The organism is Bacillus sp. E214, from assembly GCF_008087365.1.
Lineage (GTDB): Bacteria > Bacillota > Bacilli > Bacillales > Pradoshiaceae > Pradoshia.
In genome coordinates this window covers 1,037,956-1,058,012 of sequence record NZ_VENN01000001.1, presented here as the reverse complement: position 1 = coordinate 1,058,012, position 20,057 = coordinate 1,037,956, and the positions used below count along the sequence as shown (strand labels likewise).

Genomic DNA, 20,057 nt, shown 5'->3' with positions numbered 1-20,057 from the left:
TTAATGGGAATAGAAGTGAGAGATTAAGGGAGGAATTTAGATATGAAAAATGATAAACCGATTATTGGGTTAACAAGTAATATATTAAAAATAGAAGGAAACAATACAACAACTGTATTTTTAAGTTATTCAGAAGCAATAAAAAAAACAGGTGGAATTCCATTGATTTTTCCATTGGGTAATGAGGAACTCGCTAAGATTTGGGTTTCGATGGTTGATGGGATTTTATTAACGGGTGGTATTGATGTGAATCCGATATTTTACAATGAACCACCAAGTGAGGATTTAGGAGACACACATAAGGGGCTAGATCAATCACATTTCCAAATCATTGATGAAGCACGCAAGCAAGGGAAACCGTTATTTGGAATATGCAGGGGTTCACATTTAATTAATGTAGCAGCAGGTGGAAGTCTCTACCAGCATGTTGAAGAAGATAAAGAAGATGATAATTCTGATGATTTGGAGCATCTATCAAATGTAGAGCGGCCTGAGCCAGTTCATACAGTTTTTTTAGAACAGGATAGCCAACTATATAGTATTGTCAAAAAGGATAAAATGGATGTGAATAGTTTTCATCATCAGGGCATAAAAGAGTTAGGTAAAGGCTTAAAACCAGTCGCGAAGGCTGAAGATGGATTAATAGAAGCGTTTGAAGGAATTGATGATTCAATTATGGCAACACAATTTCATCCAGAAGAATTGCGTAAACATGATGCCAGCATGGATCAATTGTTAAGACATTTTATTGGTGTTTGTAAGCAAAACGCTTTATGAGAAATTAAGTAAGCTAAACGAAAAGACTGTCATTTGGCAGTCTTTTTCTATGTGTAGTATATTGGGATAAATAGAATATACTGGGTTAGGGGTCGAGCGCCATGTTGGATGAAGGCAAAGTACCAAGTAATTCAAAAGCTTATTTGACTGATTTAGTTTTACCTGCTGATACAAATCAGTACAATTCGATTTTTGGTGGTAAGGTAATGGCGTATGTTGATAAAATTGCAGGAATTGCTGCGATGCGTCATTGTAGAAAACCAGTGGTTACAGCTTCAAGTGATTCGTTCGATTTTCATGCTCCTATTAAATCTGGGCAGGCTATCTGTTTGGAGGCGTTTGTTACTTGGTCACACAATACCTCAATGGTGGTGTATGTAAGGGTTGAAGGAGAGAATCTGATGACTGGAGAGAGAAGACTAACGTCTGAGGCATTCTTGACCATGATTGCGATTGATAAAGATGGAAGGCCCTCTTCAGTTCCTAAAGTACTGCCTGAAACCGAGCTTGAAAAAGAGCTGTATAATCGTGCTGAAGCGAAGTATCAAGAACGGAAAATGAGAAAGCAGAAATCTAAATAAGGGAGTCACCAAAGCCTTGGAAATATGTTTTTCAAGGTTTTATGATGATTTTTGTAACGGCTAATACTCCTCAATTATTCCTGCTTTTTAAAAAGAAATAGTCCTAAATTAGAAGGAAATTTCTAGAGATGAATAGCTATAGTTGAGTTACTTCTACCAAAGAAGAGAGAAAACATATACATAGATCCAGACCGAATTCAGTAACCTGAGGGAGCTAGTTTACTATTATAGAGATTAACACAGTTGATAACAGGGAGGGCTGAGGCCTTCCCTTTTTTATTTCTGAAAAATAAATAATGGTATCTGACTCCTCTAGATATTTCATATTAACCATGTGTATACCTCCGAAACTGAACAGGGTTTACAGAGAGTGATATAGACTCAAGATCAGATGTTCCCAGTATTAATTGGATGATTATCCTATCATAAAAATCTTAGGATCGTCAGATATAAATAACTCAAACGAAGGTACTATATTATATGAAAATACTAATTGTGAATGCTGATGATTATGAGATTTATTGCATTTGAAATTTCTGGTTAGTAAGCCTTTAAAAAGGGTATTGTTTTATCAACGTTATGAATGATTTTTCGACTATGGAATATTGATTGGAAATTCCAATCTGATACGTATTAAAAGATATGAAAATATGGATAGCATAAGATAAAGCAGGAGAATCAGAGATGAGGACTGCAATATTATAAAATATCAAATCTATCTAAATGGAGGGAAAATGATGAATGAAGTAGAAAAATTCAGGTTAATTCTCCATGGTGGAGACGGTCGAAGCTGTGCGGTGGAAGCAATTGCTGCAGCGAAGCACGGAGATTATAGCCTAGCTCACCAAAAATTGAAAGAATCAACAGATGCTATTCTAATGGCTCATCAAACGCAAGTTTGTTTATTACAGAAAGAAACGGAAGAAGTTATGAATGTATCATTCTTAATGCTACTTGCACAGAATAATCTGATGAAAACCTTGACAGTTAAGAATATGGCTGCTGAATTTGTAGAATTATATGAAAGCAGCGAGTTACACACCGGAATTGATAGAAGAATTTATAAAAATGTATGAGGAATAAATTGGCTGTGAAGGGATTATGGTTTACCGATATTGAAGATGGCAAATAAAAACTGGAAAGAGTAGGAGCGTTGCCAAATTAAAAAGAAGGTTTGCTTGTATTATCATTGAATTGATGGGTAGAAAGGCATTACAACAAGCTGTCAATGAATAAAGGAGCAATCAGGAAGTTTACTCTATGACAGCGTTGTTGAAATCAGCTGTATTATTACAAGTAAGGGCCTTACCAATAGCAATTGGCGATCTTCCGGTTGCGTCTGAGTACAGTAAAGTAAATTAAATCATTTGAGAGTGAAACGGTAATTTTGGAAAACAGGATTAGCTGTAATTGAGTTAACGAGCAATCAACTTGTATCTTCGGGGGTTAACAAAATAGTTGAAAAACTCTGTAGCTCTATAAATTTCAGCTTTTATAATTCTTCACTTAACTTTTTTTGAAGCCTGAGAGGCTTTTTTTATTGCCTCAATATATTTTCCTTTGCCAATTTGGTTAATTCCTTCACCATGCTTCCACCTAGTTTACCGCCGATTTTTCCTGCATCTGCTGCAGCAATGCGACCATTATATCCTTCATTGAGGGGAATGCCAAGATCTTTAGCTACTTCATATTTTGCTCTGTCCGGGTGGTCGGCTTGCGCCACTTTTGCTTTCAGCTGATCTAATTGTTCCCTGGATTCAGGTACTAAAATTTTTCTGCGTTTGGCCATCGTTAATCACGTCTCCTTTAAATATAAGGTGCCCAAACCGCATTTTATCTACTCGATTTGTTATAATGAATTTTATATGAATTAGATAGAGATATTTAGCAGGGGGAAAATTGAAGTTATGAAATTTGTTTCTTGGAATGTGAATGGGATAAGAGCTTGCGTTGGAAAAGGTTTTTTGGATACTTTTAAAGAATTAAACGCTGATATATTTTGTTTGCAGGAAACTAAACTGCAGGAGGGCCAGATTAATCTGGAGCTGGATGGCTATTATCAATACTGGAATTACGCTGTAAAAAAAGGATACTCAGGCACGGCAATTTTTACTCGTCAAAAACCATTATCCGTTAAATACGGGATTGGGAATGATGAGTATGATGTGGAAGGCAGAGCCATTACATTGGAATTTGATCAATTTTTCATTGTAAATGTGTATACACCAAATTCACAGCGTGACCTGGCAAGGCTTGGGTACCGTTTGGTTTGGGAAGATTTACTTTATGCTTACTTACATGAATTGAATAAAGAGAAAGCAGTGATTTTAACGGGAGATTTAAATGTTGCTCATAAACCCGAAGATTTACGAAACCCCAAATCAAATAAAGGGAATTCTGGCTTCACAGATGAGGAACGAGGTAAGATGACAGCTTTATTATCTAGCGGTTTTGTTGATTCCTTCCGTTATCTCTATCCTGATAAAACAGAAGTGTATAGCTGGTGGTCTTATATGAGCAAAGTCCGCGAACGTAATATTGGGTGGCGGATTGACTACTTTATTGTGTCTGAATCAATCGCTAATCTAATTACCGAAGCAGAAATCCAGACGTCAATTATGGGTAGTGACCATTGTCCAATTTCTTTGGAAATGAAAATTTGAGTCGATGTAATTTTTAGTTAGTCGTATAGAGAAGTCCATATTCAAAAGTAAGGCATTAATCTAAAAATTATTTGAAAACAAAGAAACACTTTCAGCATTTCGAGAAAGTGTTTCTTTTTGTTTGTTAAAGCATTCTGTAAATCTCTTTATGGTTTACCGTTTGATTAGAATACCAAAAATGAGGTAGAAGATACTCCATAAAGTAATTCCCCATATCAAAAAGATACCCAATAAGGCTGCAATATCCATTAAAGGTTTTATTTCAAACCATCCACTGAAAATAAGACATGGAAAAATGGTCAAAAGCATAAAACCAAAGTGAATTATACTCTGCTTCTTCAACGACCAGCCATCAATACTGTATATAACTGAAAAACCTGCAACTAGAGCACTGATTATACCCACAATAAACGTACTTCTTACCTCATGAACCGGTCCAGAGCCGTAATAAAGAACAATTGATATACTAGTCAAAATTAAAAAAGGTATAAACGCTCTTATCATTCCTGCCGTTACATAAGCTATTGTCTTCACCTCGTTCATACATATTCACAAGAGTAGACCTTACCAATAAACAGATTATATTTGTTAACATATTTATAATTTTGCCGTAACAGTAGGGGCATGCTGGGCAGTATTTGGCACACGGAGCATGAAGAGCCCGCCAATGATAAATAGGACCACTAAACTAAGCACACCAATATTTGTATTGCCGGTAATTTGCGTTGTGATTCCCATTAAAAATGGACCGGTAATAGCAGCAAATTTTCCAAAGATATTATAAAAGCCAAAAAATTCATTTGAAGACTCTTTTGGCACAAGTTTAGCGTAATAGGAGCGGCTTAAAGCTTGAATCCCACCCTGTGACGTACCTACCAGGATAGCCAATATCCAAAAATCAAGCGCTGACGTAATAAAATAAGCGTAGATACAAATAAATGTGTAGATTGCTATACCTACTAAAATCATGATTTTTTCATTGTATTTAGCTGCCAGTCTGGCATATAGCAAAGAGAATGGAGCGGCTATGACTTGCGTGACAAATAAAACAATTAACAAGGTAGTCGAGCTAAAGCCTAAATCAGTTCCATAGGCAGTCGACATCGTAATAATCGTATGCACACCATCAATATAAAAAAAATAAGCAATCAGGAAAATAAATAAATGACGATAGGCTCTGATATTTTGGAACGTAGCAAACAGGCGTTTAAAACTCATCCTGATTGGGTTTCTAACCCGTTCAATATAATATGTTTGTTGTACATTTCTTAACAGCGGAATCGTAAATAATCCCCACCATAGTGCTGTGATTATAAAGGCTGCTTGCATTGCTGCTGTAATGGAGAGTGGAATGATTTTTTGTTGAGCGAGCAGGGTGAGCGCAATCCCAATGATAAATGGAATGGTACTTCCTATATACCCCAATGCATATCCGTGAGCAGAGAGTTTACTCATTTTATTATCATCGGTCACATCTACTAAAAAGGCATCATAAAAAATATTTGCGCCTGCAAAACCAATGGAAGTGATGATGTAGCAAATCAATAAAATGATCCATTGATCAAAAGGTACGATTGCTAGCATGAAAGTGAAGAGTATCCCCAGTGAAAAAAAGAAAATAAAGAAACGTTTCTTAAATCCTTTAAAATCTGCAATTGTACCCAAGAGCGGTGCCAAAATAGAGATTAATAATGTACCAATAGAATTGGCATAACCCCAATAAGCAGTTGACGTAGCATTCGATATATTCGCTGCATCTGCGGCTGCTTTGAAATAAATAGGAAAGATGGCTGTCACGATTACAATTGAATAGGCTGAATTTGCCCAGTCATAAAAAGCCCAGCTTTTCTCCTGCTTTGTTAGTGAACTCATACCTTACCTCCTTTATTCTTTTGGCTGGATAAACGCTTCTATCACCTTTCCATCTGTTTCTCCCAGGGAGAGACCCAGCATAGCAGCTAATGTAGGACCTATATCGACAAGGTGCATGTTTGGAATGATTTGTCCGCTTGTGACTCCTTTGCCTGCTGCTATAAATACGGTGCTGTAATCTGGTTTTTGAGGAGAATATCCATGTGTGGCCAATGTATATTTGGGTTCACGCTTCACATCTTCTGCGCTTATATGCTTAATGAAATCGCCTTCATAAGATTCCGTGAAATAGAACCCTTTTCTTGCTTCAAGCATGAAGGCACAAGCTGGGTCTGCCCCTAAATTTTCTGCTTCAGTACCAGTCAGGATTTGTTCAATCCCGTTGTCTTTGTTCTCCATTAATTTAGTCAATAATGACTGAACTCGCTTGTAGGTACCGATATCTTCTTTATCTTTTACGTAAATATATGCTGATCCATCACAGGATTTACAATAAGCCTTCCAATTGATCAATTTTCCTTGTTTGTTAATATGTATAAAATTTTCCCGTTTAAATAGGGTGTTTACTTGTATCGCTTTATTTTCATCTAATGCACTGTGATCCCCAAGGACAATCACTGTTGTTTCTTCATATAATTGTATTTCTTTCAATGTGGTAATAATTTGGCCAAGACGTTCATTATGCCTTGTCAGTGCTTCATTAGCTTCGCTGGAATCATATCCATGGTCATGTCGCTTTGAATCCAAATCTGTGAAATGAACAAGAAGTAAATGTGGCTGCTTCGTTTTGATTGTTTCAAGGCAAGAGGCCAGCACAAAGTCATCTAAATGTGGTTGACTCAGTCCCTGCCTCAGATGGCCGAATTTTTTATTCAGCTGCCATTGGTAGAGAGGACTGCCGCTGAAGAGTGAGACAAGCAGTTGAGTTTGCCAGGGTCTGTTTGGAAAAATTTCCGGCAAATTGTAATCGATGTTCGCACGGCCAGTGACAGGCCATAAAAGGGAAGCGGTTGTTAGGTTGGCCTTTTTTGCCTGATCATATAAAGTAGTGCCTTTAATAGAAGATCTGTACCATTGCCAATCAGGAGATTTCCGGCCGGGCTGAATAAGCGTATTGTTGATAATCCCATGTCTTTTCGGATAATTACCTGTGATGATGGATGTATGACAAGGATAGGTTAAAGAGGGGTAGATGGTTTGAACATGGTTTGCATAAGATCCTCTCTCAATTATATCCCTGAAGTGCGTTAAATTAGTTAATTTAGGAAAATCCAATGCAGATAAGCAATCAAAAGATATTACAATTATTCGCTTTGTTAGGCCGTTCATAGATACCTCCTTTCCGCTTTATCTTTTATTTTACTATTGTGTAATGAATTGTATAGTTTATTTTTTTTGAAAATACATAAAATTGAGATATATTTATATATAATAGATGATTTTCAAGAAGTAAATTATGTTATACTAATTGGTAAAAAGTATAACATATTAGTTTGAATTTTAAAAAAGTGGTGATACTATTAAGTTAACGAAAAAATTAATTGAGGTTGATTTAGAGAGGGAGATGAACAGAAAAATAACAGTCATTGCTTATATATTACGAATACATAACTAATTTATGGATAGAAGGGAATTGGCTGATGAACAAGAGGGAAATTGTATACGTTATATCTGATTCGGTAGGAGAAACAGCAGAATTTGTCGTAAAGGCGGTTGCCACACAGTTTAATGGCGGACAAGTAGATATTAGAAGAAATTCATATGTAAAAAGTGAAGAAGATATTGATGAAATTATCAATTTAGCAAAACAGGACTCCTCCATTATTGCGTACACCCTTGTTATTCCTTCCTTAAAAGAGCATGTGGATTTGCGGGCTAAAGAAGCGAATGTAGTAGCAGTTGATCTGTTATCTCCATTATTAAATGCATTTGAGGAAAAATTCCATAAGCCAGCCAATCATCTTTCAGGATTAACCAGACAATTGGATGAAGACTATTTTCGTAAGGTTGAAGCAGTTGAATTTGCCGTCAAGTACGATGATGGTAAAGATGCAAGGGGTCTTTTAAATGCAGATATTGTGATAATAGGAGTCTCAAGGACTTCAAAAACTCCATTATCGATGTATTTAGCACACAAAGGGTACAAGGTAGCCAATGTGCCTTTAGTTCCAGAAGTTTCACCGCCTGATGAGTTATTCAAAATTAAAAAGAGTAAATGTGTTGGTCTGATTATAACTCCAGACCAGTTAAATGCAATCCGTAAAGAAAGATTAAAATCATTAGGTTTAACCTCTCAGTCTAACTATGCCAGTTATGAGCGAATATTAGAGGAATTGGATTATGCCGAGAAAATTATGAAAAGAGTCGGCTGTCCGATCATTAATGTTTCCAATAAAGCTATTGAAGAAACAGCGAGTATTATTTTGGATATTTTAAAAGGTGAGAGGAGCTATGTATGATGACTAAATATGTTTATCTTTTTAACGAAGGAAATAGTAATATGAAAGATTTATTGGGTGGTAAAGGAGCTAATTTAGCTGAAATGACGAATATCGGTTTACCTGTACCATTTGGATTCACCATCAGTACAGAAGCCTGTAACTCTTATTATGAAAATGAAAAACAAATTACTGAAGAGATGGAAGAGCAAATTCTCGAGGCACTCCAAAATCTTGAACAGAGCACTGGTAAAAAGCTTGGCGACCCAACTGATCCCCTCTTAGTTTCTGTTAGATCAGGATCCGTCTTTTCAATGCCGGGTATGATGGATACTGTCTTAAATCTCGGTATGAATGATAAAACGGTTGTTGGCATGGCAGAGTTAACAGGAAATCCAAGGTTTGCTTATGACTCTTATCGTCGTTTCATTCAAATGTTCAGCGATGTGGTTTTGGGAGTTGATGGATTTTATTTTGAGCAATTGCTGGAAGATATACGTGAACAAAAAGGGTATCAAAATGATCCTGAATTAACCGCCGAAGATTGGAAAACAGTTATAGAAGGTTATAAAAATATTGTTAGAAAGCACACGAAACAAAGTTTCCCCGAAGACCCTCGTGAGCAAATGTTTTTAGCTGTTAAAGCGGTATTTGATTCTTGGAATAATCAGCGTGCAAAAGTGTACAGACGTTTAAATAAAATTCCTGGACATTTAGGAACAGCAGTTAATATTCAAAGCATGGTTTTTGGGAATATGGGTGAAGATTCCGGAACAGGAGTGGCATTTACCCGAAACCCATCCACCGGAGAGCATGTTTTATATGGGGAATATTTAATTAATGCTCAGGGAGAAGATGTAGTTGCGGGAATCAGGACACCACAGCCTATACATACCTTGGAAAATGATATGCCAGATGTTTTTGAACAATTCGTAAATACATGCAAGCAGCTTGAAAAACACTATTTGGATTTGCAGGATATAGAATTTACGGTTGAGCGTGGACAATTATATATTCTTCAAACGAGATCCGGTAAACGTACTGCACAGGCAGCCATTAGAATTGCTGTAGAAATGGTGCAGGAAGGGATCATCGATAAAAAAACAGCGCTGTTAAGAGTAGATCCGGAGCAATTGGATCAGCTACTCCACTCCCGAATTGATGACACTTATGAACGAAAACAACTGGCTAAAGGCCTTCCAGCATCACCAGGATCTGCTACAGGCCAAGTAGTATTTGATGCGAATGAAGCAGAAAGATTGGGCAATGACGGCCAAAAGGTCATTCTTGTCCGTCCTGAGACGACACCTGATGATATTCATGGAATAGTTGCTGCCCAGGCAATTGTTACAACCCGTGGGGGAATGACAAGCCATGCTGCCGTGGTAGCGAGAGGTATGGGAAAGCCATGTATCTGCGGCTGTGAGCCATTAAAGATTGATTTAAAAGAAAAGCAATTCAGAGTTGGCGATACAGTAGTGAACCATCATGATACCATTACGATAGATGGATCTACAGGTGAAATCATGCTTGGAGAGATTCCAATGATTGATCCAGAATTATCGGATGAATTTTTAACTTTATTATCATGGGCGGATGAAACTAGAAAACTAGGGGTACGTGCAAATGCCGACAATCCAGAGGATGCAAGAAAGGCTCTCGAATTTGGGGCTGGCGGAATCGGACTATGTCGAACAGAGCATATGTTCATGGATGCAAAACGTGTACCGTTTGTCCAACAAATGATTCTTTCTGAGACCATTGCGGAAAGAAATAAAGCATTAGAATATTTATTGCCAATGCAGCAAGAGGATTTTGAAGGCATTTTTGAAGCCATGCAGGGAAATCCGGTTACTATTCGCTTATTAGATCCACCATTACATGAATTCTTACCTGATAAAGAAGAATTAATCATCGAAGTGACGAAGCTTCAAATTACTGATCCTGATTCAAAGGAATTAATGAAAAAAGAGCAACTGTTAAAAAAGGTTCGTCAATTGGATGAATTTAATCCTATGCTTGGACATCGCGGTTGCCGATTAGGCATGATTCATCCAGAAATATACGGCATGCAGGCAAAAGCTATTTTCTATGCGATTGCTAACTTAATGGAGCGCGGTATTCCGGTTCAGCCTGAGATCATGATTCCGCTTGTTGGACATGTGAATGAATTGAAACAAATGCGACAATTGGTGATGGATACAGCGATTCAGGTAGAGGCAGAAACGGACAAAAAGTTCCAGTACACGATTGGTACTATGATTGAAATCCCAAGGGCAGCACTTACTGCTGATCAAATTGCCAAAGAGGCAGACTTCTTCTCATTCGGTACTAACGATTTAACCCAAACAACTTTTGGATACAGCCGTGATGATGCGGAAGGGAAGTTTTTACAAACATATATAGAAGAAAAAGTCCTGCCTGAAAACCCTTTTGCAGTGTTAGACCAAGATGGTGTAGGTAAGCTGGTCGAAATGGGAGTGAAATTGGGCAGACAAACAAAACCTGAATTAAAAACTGGCATATGCGGGGAGCATGGCGGAGAAAAAATATCAATCGACTTCTGTTATAAAGCCGGTTTAGACTATGTAAGCTGTTCGCCTTATCGTGTTCCATTGGCAAGGCTGGCAGCTGCACAGGCAACTTTGCGATATGATGATATAAAGGAAGCCGTGACTAATTAATTATTTGTTTATCTAAGAAGCGCTGTATCAGGCGCTTCCTTTTTTTATGATTAAAAAATAAACAAAGGGGTATAAAATAGTTGAAAGTCAAAAAAGGTCAGAGTATAATATAATTAAGGTCAAAGATAGTCAAAGTCAAATTGACCAATTTTCAAATGAGTTTAGTAACTGTAAAACGATAAAATAAATTTAGAATTATAAGGAGGATACATCTATGGTTTGCGAAAAATGCCAACAAAACCAAGCAACTGTACAGATGCAATTAAGGGTGAATGGACATCAGGAAAATCATCATTTGTGTTCTTCATGCTATAAAGAGGAACGCAATAAATTAGGAGCTCAAATGGGAGGAATGAATTTACATCCATTTAAGCCATTTACATTAGAATCATTTTTCAACCAGGGTAACGGAGATTCATTTATGTCAGATATGTCTGGCTCAATGGACCAGACAAATCACAACCAGCATAAACAGGTCAGAACACAAACACAGCCGCCTAATGGTGGAGGATTACTTGATCAATACGGTCGTAACTTAACTTATAATGCAAAAGCAGGACTCATTGATCCAGTGATTGGACGTGAAGAAGAGGTTAAACGTGTAATTGAGATATTGAACAGACGTACGAAAAATAATCCAGTCCTGATCGGTGAACCAGGGGTTGGTAAAACAGCGATTGCTGAAGGACTTGCGCTTAAAATTGCGGAAGGGAATGTTCCCTTAAAACTAAAGGATAAAGAAGTATATCTGCTTGATGTTGCTTCCTTAGTATCCAATACTGGTATTCGTGGGCAATTTGAGGAACGGATGAAGCAGCTTATTCAAGAATTGCAAACAAGAAAAAATGTGATTCTGTTTATTGACGAAATTCATCAGCTTGTAGGTGCTGGATCTGCAGAAGGCTCCATGGATGCAGGGAATATTCTGAAACCAGCGCTTGCGCGTGGAGAGTTACAATTAGTAGGTGCAACAACATTAAATGAGTATCGTCAAATTGAAAAAGATGGGGCACTTGAAAGACGTTTCCAACCAGTAATGGTTAATGAGCCTACAACTGCAGAAGCGTTAGATATTCTAAAAGGATTAAGAGAAAGATATGAATCCTACCATTCCGTTGAATTTAGTGATGAAGTAATAGAAGCAGCGGTAGAACTGTCACACCGCTATATTCAAGATCGTTTCTTGCCGGATAAAGCCATTGACTTAATGGATGAAGCTGGTTCTAAATTGAATTTGACAATTGAAAATCAAGGTGAAGAATCAGTAAAAGAAAGATTGGCGCAAATTCACAAAGAAAAAGAACAGGCATTAAAAACAGAAGCCTATGAACAGGCTGCCAAACTTCGAGACGAAGAAGAAAAACTTGAAAATATGCTTAAAACAGGAACTGGTGAAAAGCCGAAGGTAACTGTAGAAGATATCCAGAAAATCATCGAACAGAAAACAGGTATACCAGTAGGTAAGCTACAAGAGGATGAAGCTGTTCGAATGAATAAGCTTCAAGAGGAACTTAAAAATAAAGTAATCGGTCAGGATGAGGCCGTTCAAAAAGTGGCGAAAGCTGTTCGTCGGAGCCGTGCCGGCTTAAAAGCCAAAAATCGCCCAATTGGATCATTCTTATTTGTAGGTCCGACTGGAGTTGGGAAGACTGAGCTATCAAAAGCATTGGCAGAAGAATTGTTTGGCACAAAAGACTCTATGATTCGTTTAGATATGAGTGAATATATGGAGAAACACAGTGTGTCTAAATTAATCGGTTCTCCTCCGGGATATGTCGGACATGAAGAAGCCGGACAATTAACCGAAAAGGTTCGCCGTAAACCATATAGCATCATTCTTTTGGATGAAATTGAAAAAGCTCATCCAGATGTGATGCACATGTTCTTGCAAATCCTTGAAGATGGACGTTTAACAGACAGTCAGGGACGCACAGTAAACTTTAAAGACACAGTGATTATCATGACAAGTAATGCAGGAGTCGGTGAGAAAGTTAAGAAAGTTGGTTTTGGAGCAGGAGGAGTAGAGGAAGAAGTATCTATTCTTCAATCTCTTGGCAGCTACTTCAAGCCTGAATTTTTAAACCGTTTTGATAGCATCATTGAGTTTAAATCATTAACAAAAGAAAACTTACTTGAAATTGTAGATATTATGCTTGCTGAACTATATGAAATGCTTGATCATGAAGGATTTAAACTGACCATAACAGATGAAGTAAAAGAAAAACTGGCTGAGCTTGGATATAATCCTGCTTTTGGAGCACGTCCATTACGTCGAGTTATTCAGGAACAACTTGAGGATGGAATTGCGGATTGTGTCTTCAATCACCCAGACAAGAGAACATTTAAAGCAGAAGTGATCAAAAACGAAATAAAAGTAGTGACTGTCTAATAAAAATGCCTCCTATCCTTGAGATAGGAGGCATTTTTTGATGAGATTTTGTTCTTTAAGCTATCATAGTTTTGAAATAGGATACTAACTTCTAATCTTACTATTATTCTTCATTATCAGTATTTTTCTTTCGCAGTAACTGTTTTACGCTGCGTTTTTTTAACTTAGGTGTCAATACATAGAGAAAATCGCCTTCTTTGATCACTGTGTCACCGGTAGGGGTAACCAATTTGTCATCTCTTATGATTGCATTGACCAATGTATGGTCAGGGAATGGTATTTCAATTAGTGTTTTCCCAATCAAGAAAGAGTCCGGTTCCATTTGATATTTCACCATTTCAGCATTGGCCTTACCCAGTGAGACAATTTCAAGTGAATGCTTAGGGGTTTCACTGGCAGGCTCGGCTAATCCAAGTTTGCCAGCCACGAAGGATATGGTGGATCCTTGTATTAAACAACTTGTTAATACAACAAAGAAGACAACATTAAAAATCAGGTGGCTGTCTCCAATGTTTGCAAGTAAGGGAAATGTCGCCAGGACAATTGGTACGGAGCCTTTTAAGCCAGCCCAGGATAAAAATACTTTCTCTTTAAAATTGAAATTCATTTTAATAGTAGAAATGAATACAGCTGCCGGCCTTGCAATCAGGATTAAAATAACAGAAAGCAATAAGCCTTTTAAGATAATTTCAAGTGAAAATAAATCGTCGGGATTAACAAGTAAGCCTAATATAATGAACATTAAAATTTGCATCATCCAGGCAAATCCTTCGGCAAAGAATTGTGTAGCTTTTTCATAGGCGACCTCAGAGTTTCCAATGATAATAGCCATTACATAGACGGCCAGTAATCCACTTCCGTTTAGATTCGCAGTAATACCGTATGTTAATAAAGCGAATGTAACAGCGAAAACAGGGTAAAGGCCAGTTGATTCCAAATTGATCCGATTAAGCACAGCAACGGCTATTTTCCCGAATATCCATCCAAGCAGTAAACCAAGTCCCATCTGGACAATAAAAGATCCAATTAGATTAACTACATTTACTTCAGAAGAGGTAATCATTTCAATACAGGACACGGTTAAAAAGATTGCCATCGGGTCATTGGAACCAGATTCAGCCTCTAATGTTTTACCTGAATGGTCTTGTATGTTTTGTCCTTTTAATACAGCAAATACTGCTGCTGCATCCGTTGATCCAACAATTGAACCGAATAACATAGCTATCAGCCAATCAACATTAAGAATATAATGAGCTGCTATCGTAACTATTGCAGAGGTTATCAAAACACCAATGGTTGCCAGTGAAAGGGAAGGGAGAATAATTGGCCGCAATGATTTCCATTTAGTTTGTATTCCACCTTCAAACAAAATAATAATCAAGGCCAGAACACCAATCGTTTGTGCTAATCCTGCATTCGAAAAATTAATTACGCCGAAGGTATCATTTCCCATGGCCATTCCGACCAGTATAAAAAAGACGAGTGAAGGGACTCCTAATTTTGCTGAGAATTTGGTAGACAGAATTCCGAGGATTAATAGGATCGCTGCTATTAAAATATAAAAATCAGTTGTTAGTACTTCAGATGGCATGAACAATCGACTCACTTTCTGTAAATCTATATAAGCTGTTAATAGAATATATATACCTATCTCCATAATTGCATAATCTTCAAACTTGTTTTTCGAGAATTGCTTTTTATTGAAAGGGAGCAGAAGAGGGGAGAAAATGAAAAACAGGTGCTTTTTTAGCACCTGCTTTCATTAGCGTTTGATAACTACTTTTTCATTTTCAACATCAAATTGTTGAACATCCGCCTTGCTGGCAATTTGAAAATCGCCGATAATGGTATGTTTTAAGGCGAATGATGATAGGGCAAAATTAATGATTTCTTGAGGACTGTATTGATTGTTGATTCCATATAATACGCCAGCTACAAATGAATCGCCCGTACCGATTCGATCAAGAACATTTACTTTAACCGGACCTGCTGTGAAGTGCTCTGTTTCAGTTATAATGGCACATCGTAATTCTTGTACATTGTTACCAAGAATATTTCTTTCAGTTGTGTAAATTTGGTCAAACTGATACTCTTTTTGAAACTCTTTTAATAAAGCGATTTTTTCTTCGAATGTGTTAACTTCTCTTTTTTCCTGTCTGATTGTTAGAACGTCCAGGTAACTTCCGATAATAACATCAATATATGGCAGGATTTCGATGTAAGCTTTTCTTGCTTCATCTAATGTCCATAATTTTGCACGATAGTTAAAGTCAAAGCTGATTTTAATGCCTTTTTGTTTTGCCGCCTTGACCAATTCCATAGTCGTTTCACGTGCATTTTTACTTGCACCTAAACTAATTCCGCTGACATGGAGCCATTTAACTTCGGAAAGCATCGCTTCAAAATCGTAATCATTTGGCAAAGCTTCAACAAAAGCGGAGTTTTGGCGATCATAAGTGACTTCTGTAGGTCTGATGGAATGACCTTGTTCAACAAAATATAAGCCCATTTTCTTGCCTTTATAGACGATATGATTAGTGTTTACACCATATTTTCTTAACTGTGTGACAGCGGCAAGTCCAAGGTTATTATCTGGTAAGCAAGTAGCATAGGAGGTTTTTTCACCCCAATGACTGAGAGCGACAGCAATATTTGCTTCAGAACCACCATAAATCATATCCAGCTGGCTTGCCTGAATTAACATTTGATGATTGGTTGGTGTTAAACGCAACAGCATTTCACCAAATAACATGATTGATTTCAATACGTGCACCTTCTTTATTTGACTAAGAATATAGGAAAGATAGCGACCGGGTATAAACCCAGATCGCTATTTCCATTTTTTAAATTAAGCTTTTTTAATTTTAATTAACTCTTTGTTAATGGCATACATCATTTTTTCAGTAAATATATCATCCGCCATGGATGCCAGCATATCAATTGACATACCTTCTGCCATACCGAACATTGGATTATCCTCATTGAATCCTTTTAAATACTTCTCTAATACTTTCTTAGTTTCTTCATTTTTATATAACTCACCGAGTGTATTGCGAGTAGAATATACATCATCAGTGATAACAAGTTCTTCAATTTCCATGTCTTCATCTAAATCAGGCATGTCAAACCAGTTAGCAACCACTCCGCCAGCATCACTTTCTGGAACTAGGTAGCTTGGATTTGGCTCATCCACTTTATTGAAGTGAGCAGTATCTTCGAATGTATTTCCTTCGGATGTACCGATTGCCTTTACAGTATTCATGCCGTCTTCCAGTGCCACATCATTAAAGGTAAAGGCAGCGCGGTTACGTTCTGCTGTATAGGTAGTCCCGTTTATTACTAACGTTACATCCTCGCAGTTAGAATACACTTTAACTGTAATTTTTTCGTCTGCACGGTCTACAAATCGTTTGCTTGTAATATGCACGAATTTTTCATCAGACCAATTTGCTTTGTACATATAGAATGCATCTTTTTTAATTTTACGGTCGTAAGTCATTAAACCTTTATTATTTCTCCCTTTTACACCGCCTTCATCACGAATGTTGGCTCCGAAATCAAACATATTCCATACATATGTTGACCAAAGGAATGGGCGGTCAGCGAATATATTCCATACAGTTTCATGATATAGAGTATGGTATTCTTCTGTGTAATCTTTTACTTTTGGATCGTTTGTATGGTACTGGATAATACCTTCTGCACCGTACTCAGAGATACCAAGGCTAACTTGTGGGTTCGTTGCATGATAAGCATCAATCCACTCAGCAAAATCTTCTGCCTTACCTTGATACCATCCGTAATATTTATTGTAACCAATCGTGTCGGTGATATAGTTGTATTCATCTGTATCAGGAACAAACATAACGTTGGCCTGTGTAGTTAAACGTGTTGGATCTTCTTTTTTCGTTAACTCATTAAGTTCTTTAACAAGTTTTCTTACTTCTGGTCTGTTACCGCCAATTTGAATCTCATTTTGAACACCCCAGAACATAATGGAAGGGTGGTTGTAATTTTGTCTGATTAACTCAACCATTTGTTGTTTAGCGTTTATACCCTCAAGCTCAGTCTTGGACATGATAGAGATAAACGGAATCTCGGCCCAAACAACCATACCTTCACGGTCACATAAATCATAGAAATATTGATCGTGTTGGTAGTGGGCCAAACGAATGGAAGTAGCGCCCACTTCTTTGATAAATTCCATATCTTCTTTGTGCTCTTTTTTAGTGATTGCCCAGCCCATATCTTTACGATCCTGGTGACGGGAAACCCCATTCAGACGAAGGTGTTCTCCATTTAAGAAGAAGCCTTTTTCAGGGTCCACTTTAAAGTAACGGACACCAAATGGAATGGAAAGTTCATCAATTACATCGTTATAGCTTGTTAAAGATAGGTTAGCTTCATACATATAGGCATTTTTACGGCCATTCCAAAGGATTGGGTTTTCGATTTTGATTGGCAATTCAACAACAGTAGTTTGTCCTGCTGGAAGAACAATCTCTTTTGCTCCATAAGCAGCTGTCTTACCTTCTGCATCAAGCATATCAGCCCATAAACGAACTTTTTTCTCTTCTTCATGATCATTTGTAAGTCTAGTTTTTAGGGTAATGGATGCTTGTTCCTTCGTCACTTCATCTTGAACGATATAAACACCTTGGGAACCATGATCCATTAAATCAAAGTGAACATGGCTAGCAATAACTAAATTAACATCACGGTAAATTCCGCCAAAGAAAGTGAAGTCAGCCATTTGAGGATATACATCTTCAACAACTGTATTGTCGACTTTTACGGCAATCGTATTTTTACCTCCGAAAGTAAGAACATCTGTAATATCGAATCTGAAAATAGAGTAACCGCCACGATGTTGGCCAAGGTGTTGTCCATTAACATAAACGTCTGTGACACTATTGCTTCCATTAAATTCGATATATACTTTATTGCCGGCATTTATAGTATCTACAGTAAATTCTTTTCTGTACCAGCATGCTCCTTTATAAAAATCAAATCCATTTGCGCCATCAATCGCATTCCACGTATGAGGGACGTTTACGGACTCCCAATTAGCATCATCATAAACTTGGTTCATTGCATCTTGTACGTTTTCTTTAATGAATTTCCATGCGTCATTCAGATTAATTACTTTTCTCATGTATTGAACTCCCTGTTTATAAATTAATTCAGTAAACAATCAGGATATAAGAACAGATTGTCTTCATATATAGTGTTTACTGAATTAATTTCATTATAGGTATTAATTTTAGAAAAATATCGTACAATTTTTGTTTTTTTAGTATTATTTTTAGTTAGTGATGGCGTTTTCATTGTATAATGAAAATAAAAAAGTGAATTTTAAAGGATGATTTAGATTGAATCAGGAACAGATAAAAGTATACGCTCAGCTATGTAATCTGGTCAGTTCAATTGTTAAATTGGATGTAAAACTGCTTGACCTGGATGGAAATAAAATTATCCTAATGGCTAAACACCAGATACCAAGTGGATTGGCAAATAACGAAGAGGAAAATAAATCAATCACGGAATTTTTAAAGGCAAGTAATAAAAATGAATATTTACATTATATTAATTCGGCTAAATTGGAATGTATTTTTGCTGGAATCTGGAAAGATGATCAATATGCAGGCACAGTGATGGTTGGCCCTTTTTTGTCTGATTTACCTTCAGATTTATTTATCAGCCAAATTATCTCCTCTCAAAGTTTACCCATTAGTGACAGAAAGCAATATCAAGATTTCTACGAGACTTTATCAATCCTAAGTGATGAAGAAATAAGAAGTATTGGAGAGTTATTAGTAAATTTGTGTCCTCACGACTATATTTCGTCATCACAGCTGGTTACACCGACTATTAATAAACAAAGTAATCCAGTAAAACCTATTCAGCATGAAGAAGAGGATCGTGAAAAGATCATTGAACACCGTTATAAAATAGAAAAAAGAATTATAGATGCCATTGCAAGAGGGGATAAGGAAGGGGCATTAAACCAATTAACGGGTTTAACTGATGTACATCTAAAAAATAGGGTGCCGGAAAATCCAATTCGATCGACTAAAAATTTAACGTTTGTTCAGAATACATTATTTAGAATTGCTGCTGAAAAAGGCGGAGTTCATCCGGTTTATCTACATGATATTTCAGAAAAATATGCTATTCTGATTGAAAGAGCAGATAATCTTCCATATTTACACAAGCTTATGAGGAGTATGCTTGATGCATATTGTGAACTCGTCAATGAGTTCTCAACACGAAAGTTTAGTCCAATTGTCAAAAATGCTGTGCAATATATTAATTTCAATTTGGAAAGCCCCTTGATGCTTAATGAAATAGCAGAGTCTATTCATGTGAATCCATCACATTTATCAAAAAAATTTAAAATGGAGACAGGCAAAAGTATCACCGATTTCATCAATTTAAAAAGAATAGAGGCGGCCAAGTTATATTTATTAAATGGAAATATGTCAATCACAGATGTTGCTTACCTAGTTGGATTTAATGATGTAAATTACTTTAGTAGGATTTTTAAACGGATTACATCTATGACACCTTCTCAATATGTAAAAGGAACCGGATTAACAGGTGAGTAAATTTTTTTCTACGGCATAATAGACCCGAATTAATAATTCTATTTA

General features: G+C 36.9%; 15 protein-coding genes. 8 read left to right on the top strand and 7 right to left on the bottom strand.

What is annotated here, in order from left to right; all coding sequences use genetic code 11:
• Positions 1-42 precede the first annotated feature (42 nt).
• The 3 genes from FHY47_RS04880 (at position 43) to FHY47_RS04870 (ending at position 2,434) form a co-directional block, all read left to right on the top strand.
• The gene (locus FHY47_RS04880; protein ID WP_148629762.1) at positions 43-777 is read left to right on the top strand and encodes a gamma-glutamyl-gamma-aminobutyrate hydrolase family protein; all 735 of its coding nucleotides are present in this window, start codon (positions 43-45) and stop codon (positions 775-777) included.
• A gap of 101 nt (positions 778-878) precedes the next feature.
• Positions 879-1,358, top strand: coding sequence for an acyl-CoA thioesterase (locus tag FHY47_RS04875; protein WP_066103576.1), 480 nt, complete (start codon positions 879-881; stop codon positions 1,356-1,358).
• Between the two features lie 737 nt (positions 1,359-2,095).
• The gene (locus tag FHY47_RS04870) at positions 2,096-2,434 is read left to right on the top strand and encodes a PTS sugar transporter subunit IIA (protein ID WP_139892015.1); all 339 of its coding nucleotides are present in this window, start codon (positions 2,096-2,098) and stop codon (positions 2,432-2,434) included.
• A 461-nt stretch (positions 2,435-2,895) separates the two neighbouring features.
• Here FHY47_RS04870 and FHY47_RS04865 read toward each other — a convergent pair whose 3' ends face one another.
• Positions 2,896-3,147 (bottom strand): alpha/beta-type small acid-soluble spore protein, encoded by a 252-nt coding sequence (locus FHY47_RS04865; RefSeq protein WP_066103579.1) that lies wholly within the window; start codon positions 3,145-3,147, stop codon positions 2,896-2,898.
• Positions 3,148-3,265: 118 nt separating this feature from the next.
• Between FHY47_RS04865 and FHY47_RS04860 the strand changes: the two genes are divergently transcribed.
• Positions 3,266-4,021 (top strand): exodeoxyribonuclease III, encoded by a 756-nt coding sequence (locus FHY47_RS04860; RefSeq protein WP_148629761.1) that lies wholly within the window; start codon positions 3,266-3,268, stop codon positions 4,019-4,021.
• Positions 4,022-4,174: 153 nt separating this feature from the next.
• On the opposite strand, the gene FHY47_RS04855 is transcribed toward FHY47_RS04860, so the two are convergent.
• From FHY47_RS04855 to FHY47_RS04845, 3 genes are read right to left on the bottom strand one after another with little or no spacing between them, the layout of a single operon-like run.
• Positions 4,175-4,564, bottom strand: coding sequence for a DUF3021 family protein (locus FHY47_RS04855; protein WP_222861896.1), 390 nt, complete (start codon positions 4,562-4,564; stop codon positions 4,175-4,177).
• 54 nt (positions 4,565-4,618) lie between these two features.
• Positions 4,619-5,893 (bottom strand): MFS transporter, encoded by a 1,275-nt coding sequence (locus FHY47_RS04850; protein ID WP_066103586.1) that lies wholly within the window; start codon positions 5,891-5,893, stop codon positions 4,619-4,621.
• 12 nt (positions 5,894-5,905) lie between these two features.
• The gene (locus tag FHY47_RS04845; protein WP_148629760.1) at positions 5,906-7,222 is read right to left on the bottom strand and encodes an alkaline phosphatase family protein; all 1,317 of its coding nucleotides are present in this window, start codon (positions 7,220-7,222) and stop codon (positions 5,906-5,908) included.
• A 311-nt stretch (positions 7,223-7,533) separates the two neighbouring features.
• On the opposite strand from FHY47_RS04845, the gene FHY47_RS04840 reads away from it, so the two are divergent.
• From FHY47_RS04840 to FHY47_RS04830, 3 genes are all read left to right on the top strand, one after another.
• Complete coding sequence (locus tag FHY47_RS04840; RefSeq protein ID WP_066103589.1) at positions 7,534-8,352, top strand: pyruvate, water dikinase regulatory protein; 819 nt, start codon at positions 7,534-7,536, stop codon at positions 8,350-8,352.
• On the top strand, positions 8,352-11,015 hold the full coding sequence (gene ppdK, locus FHY47_RS04835) for a pyruvate, phosphate dikinase (RefSeq protein WP_066103591.1): 2,664 nt from the start codon (positions 8,352-8,354) through the stop codon (positions 11,013-11,015). The genes FHY47_RS04840 and ppdK overlap by 1 nt, the downstream gene beginning before the upstream one ends.
• A gap of 214 nt (positions 11,016-11,229) precedes the next feature.
• Positions 11,230-13,404, top strand: a complete 2,175-nt coding sequence (locus tag FHY47_RS04830) for an ATP-dependent Clp protease ATP-binding subunit (RefSeq protein ID WP_148629759.1) — start codon at positions 11,230-11,232, stop codon at positions 13,402-13,404.
• A gap of 103 nt (positions 13,405-13,507) precedes the next feature.
• On the opposite strand, the gene FHY47_RS04825 is transcribed toward FHY47_RS04830, so the two are convergent.
• The 3 genes from FHY47_RS04825 to FHY47_RS04815 all read right to left on the bottom strand — a co-directional run bounded on the left by FHY47_RS04825 (position 13,508) and on the right by FHY47_RS04815 (position 18,559).
• Entirely contained in the window at positions 13,508-14,995 is a 1,488-nt protein-coding gene (locus FHY47_RS04825; RefSeq protein ID WP_139892017.1) for a potassium/proton antiporter, read from the bottom strand.
• 171 nt (positions 14,996-15,166) lie between these two features.
• Complete coding sequence (locus FHY47_RS04820) at positions 15,167-16,168, bottom strand: sugar kinase (RefSeq protein ID WP_148629758.1); 1,002 nt, start codon at positions 16,166-16,168, stop codon at positions 15,167-15,169.
• 84 nt (positions 16,169-16,252) lie between these two features.
• Positions 16,253-18,559 (bottom strand): glycoside hydrolase family 2 protein, encoded by a 2,307-nt coding sequence (locus tag FHY47_RS04815; protein ID WP_148629757.1) that lies wholly within the window; start codon positions 18,557-18,559, stop codon positions 16,253-16,255.
• 217 nt (positions 18,560-18,776) lie between these two features.
• Here FHY47_RS04815 and FHY47_RS04810 point away from each other — a divergent pair, with 217 nt between their 5' ends.
• Positions 18,777-20,012, top strand: a complete 1,236-nt coding sequence (locus tag FHY47_RS04810) for a helix-turn-helix domain-containing protein (protein ID WP_066103598.1) — start codon at positions 18,777-18,779, stop codon at positions 20,010-20,012.
• Positions 20,013-20,057 lie beyond the last annotated feature (45 nt).

Bases quoted from the DNA above. Each gene is read 5' to 3' on its own strand.
- FHY47_RS04880 (WP_148629762.1), top strand. From the start codon at position 43: ATGAAAAATGATAAACCGATTATTGGGTTAACAAGTAATATATTAAAA.
- FHY47_RS04875 (WP_066103576.1), top strand. From the start codon at position 879: ATGTTGGATGAAGGCAAAGTACCAAGTAATTCAAAAGCTTATTTGACT.
- FHY47_RS04870 (WP_139892015.1), top strand. From the start codon at position 2,096: ATGAATGAAGTAGAAAAATTCAGGTTAATTCTCCATGGTGGAGACGGT.
- FHY47_RS04865 (WP_066103579.1), bottom strand. From the start codon at position 3,147: ATGGCCAAACGCAGAAAAATTTTAGTACCTGAATCCAGGGAACAATTA.
- FHY47_RS04860 (WP_148629761.1), top strand. From the start codon at position 3,266: ATGAAATTTGTTTCTTGGAATGTGAATGGGATAAGAGCTTGCGTTGGA.
- FHY47_RS04855 (WP_222861896.1), bottom strand. From the start codon at position 4,564: ATGAACGAGGTGAAGACAATAGCTTATGTAACGGCAGGAATGATAAGA.
- FHY47_RS04850 (WP_066103586.1), bottom strand. From the start codon at position 5,893: ATGAGTTCACTAACAAAGCAGGAGAAAAGCTGGGCTTTTTATGACTGG.
- FHY47_RS04845 (WP_148629760.1), bottom strand. From the start codon at position 7,222: ATGAACGGCCTAACAAAGCGAATAATTGTAATATCTTTTGATTGCTTA.
- FHY47_RS04840 (WP_066103589.1), top strand. From the start codon at position 7,534: ATGAACAAGAGGGAAATTGTATACGTTATATCTGATTCGGTAGGAGAA.
- ppdK (WP_066103591.1), top strand. From the start codon at position 8,352: ATGACTAAATATGTTTATCTTTTTAACGAAGGAAATAGTAATATGAAA.
- FHY47_RS04830 (WP_148629759.1), top strand. From the start codon at position 11,230: ATGGTTTGCGAAAAATGCCAACAAAACCAAGCAACTGTACAGATGCAA.
- FHY47_RS04825 (WP_139892017.1), bottom strand. From the start codon at position 14,995: ATGCCATCTGAAGTACTAACAACTGATTTTTATATTTTAATAGCAGCG.
- FHY47_RS04815 (WP_148629757.1), bottom strand. From the start codon at position 18,559: ATGAGAAAAGTAATTAATCTGAATGACGCATGGAAATTCATTAAAGAA.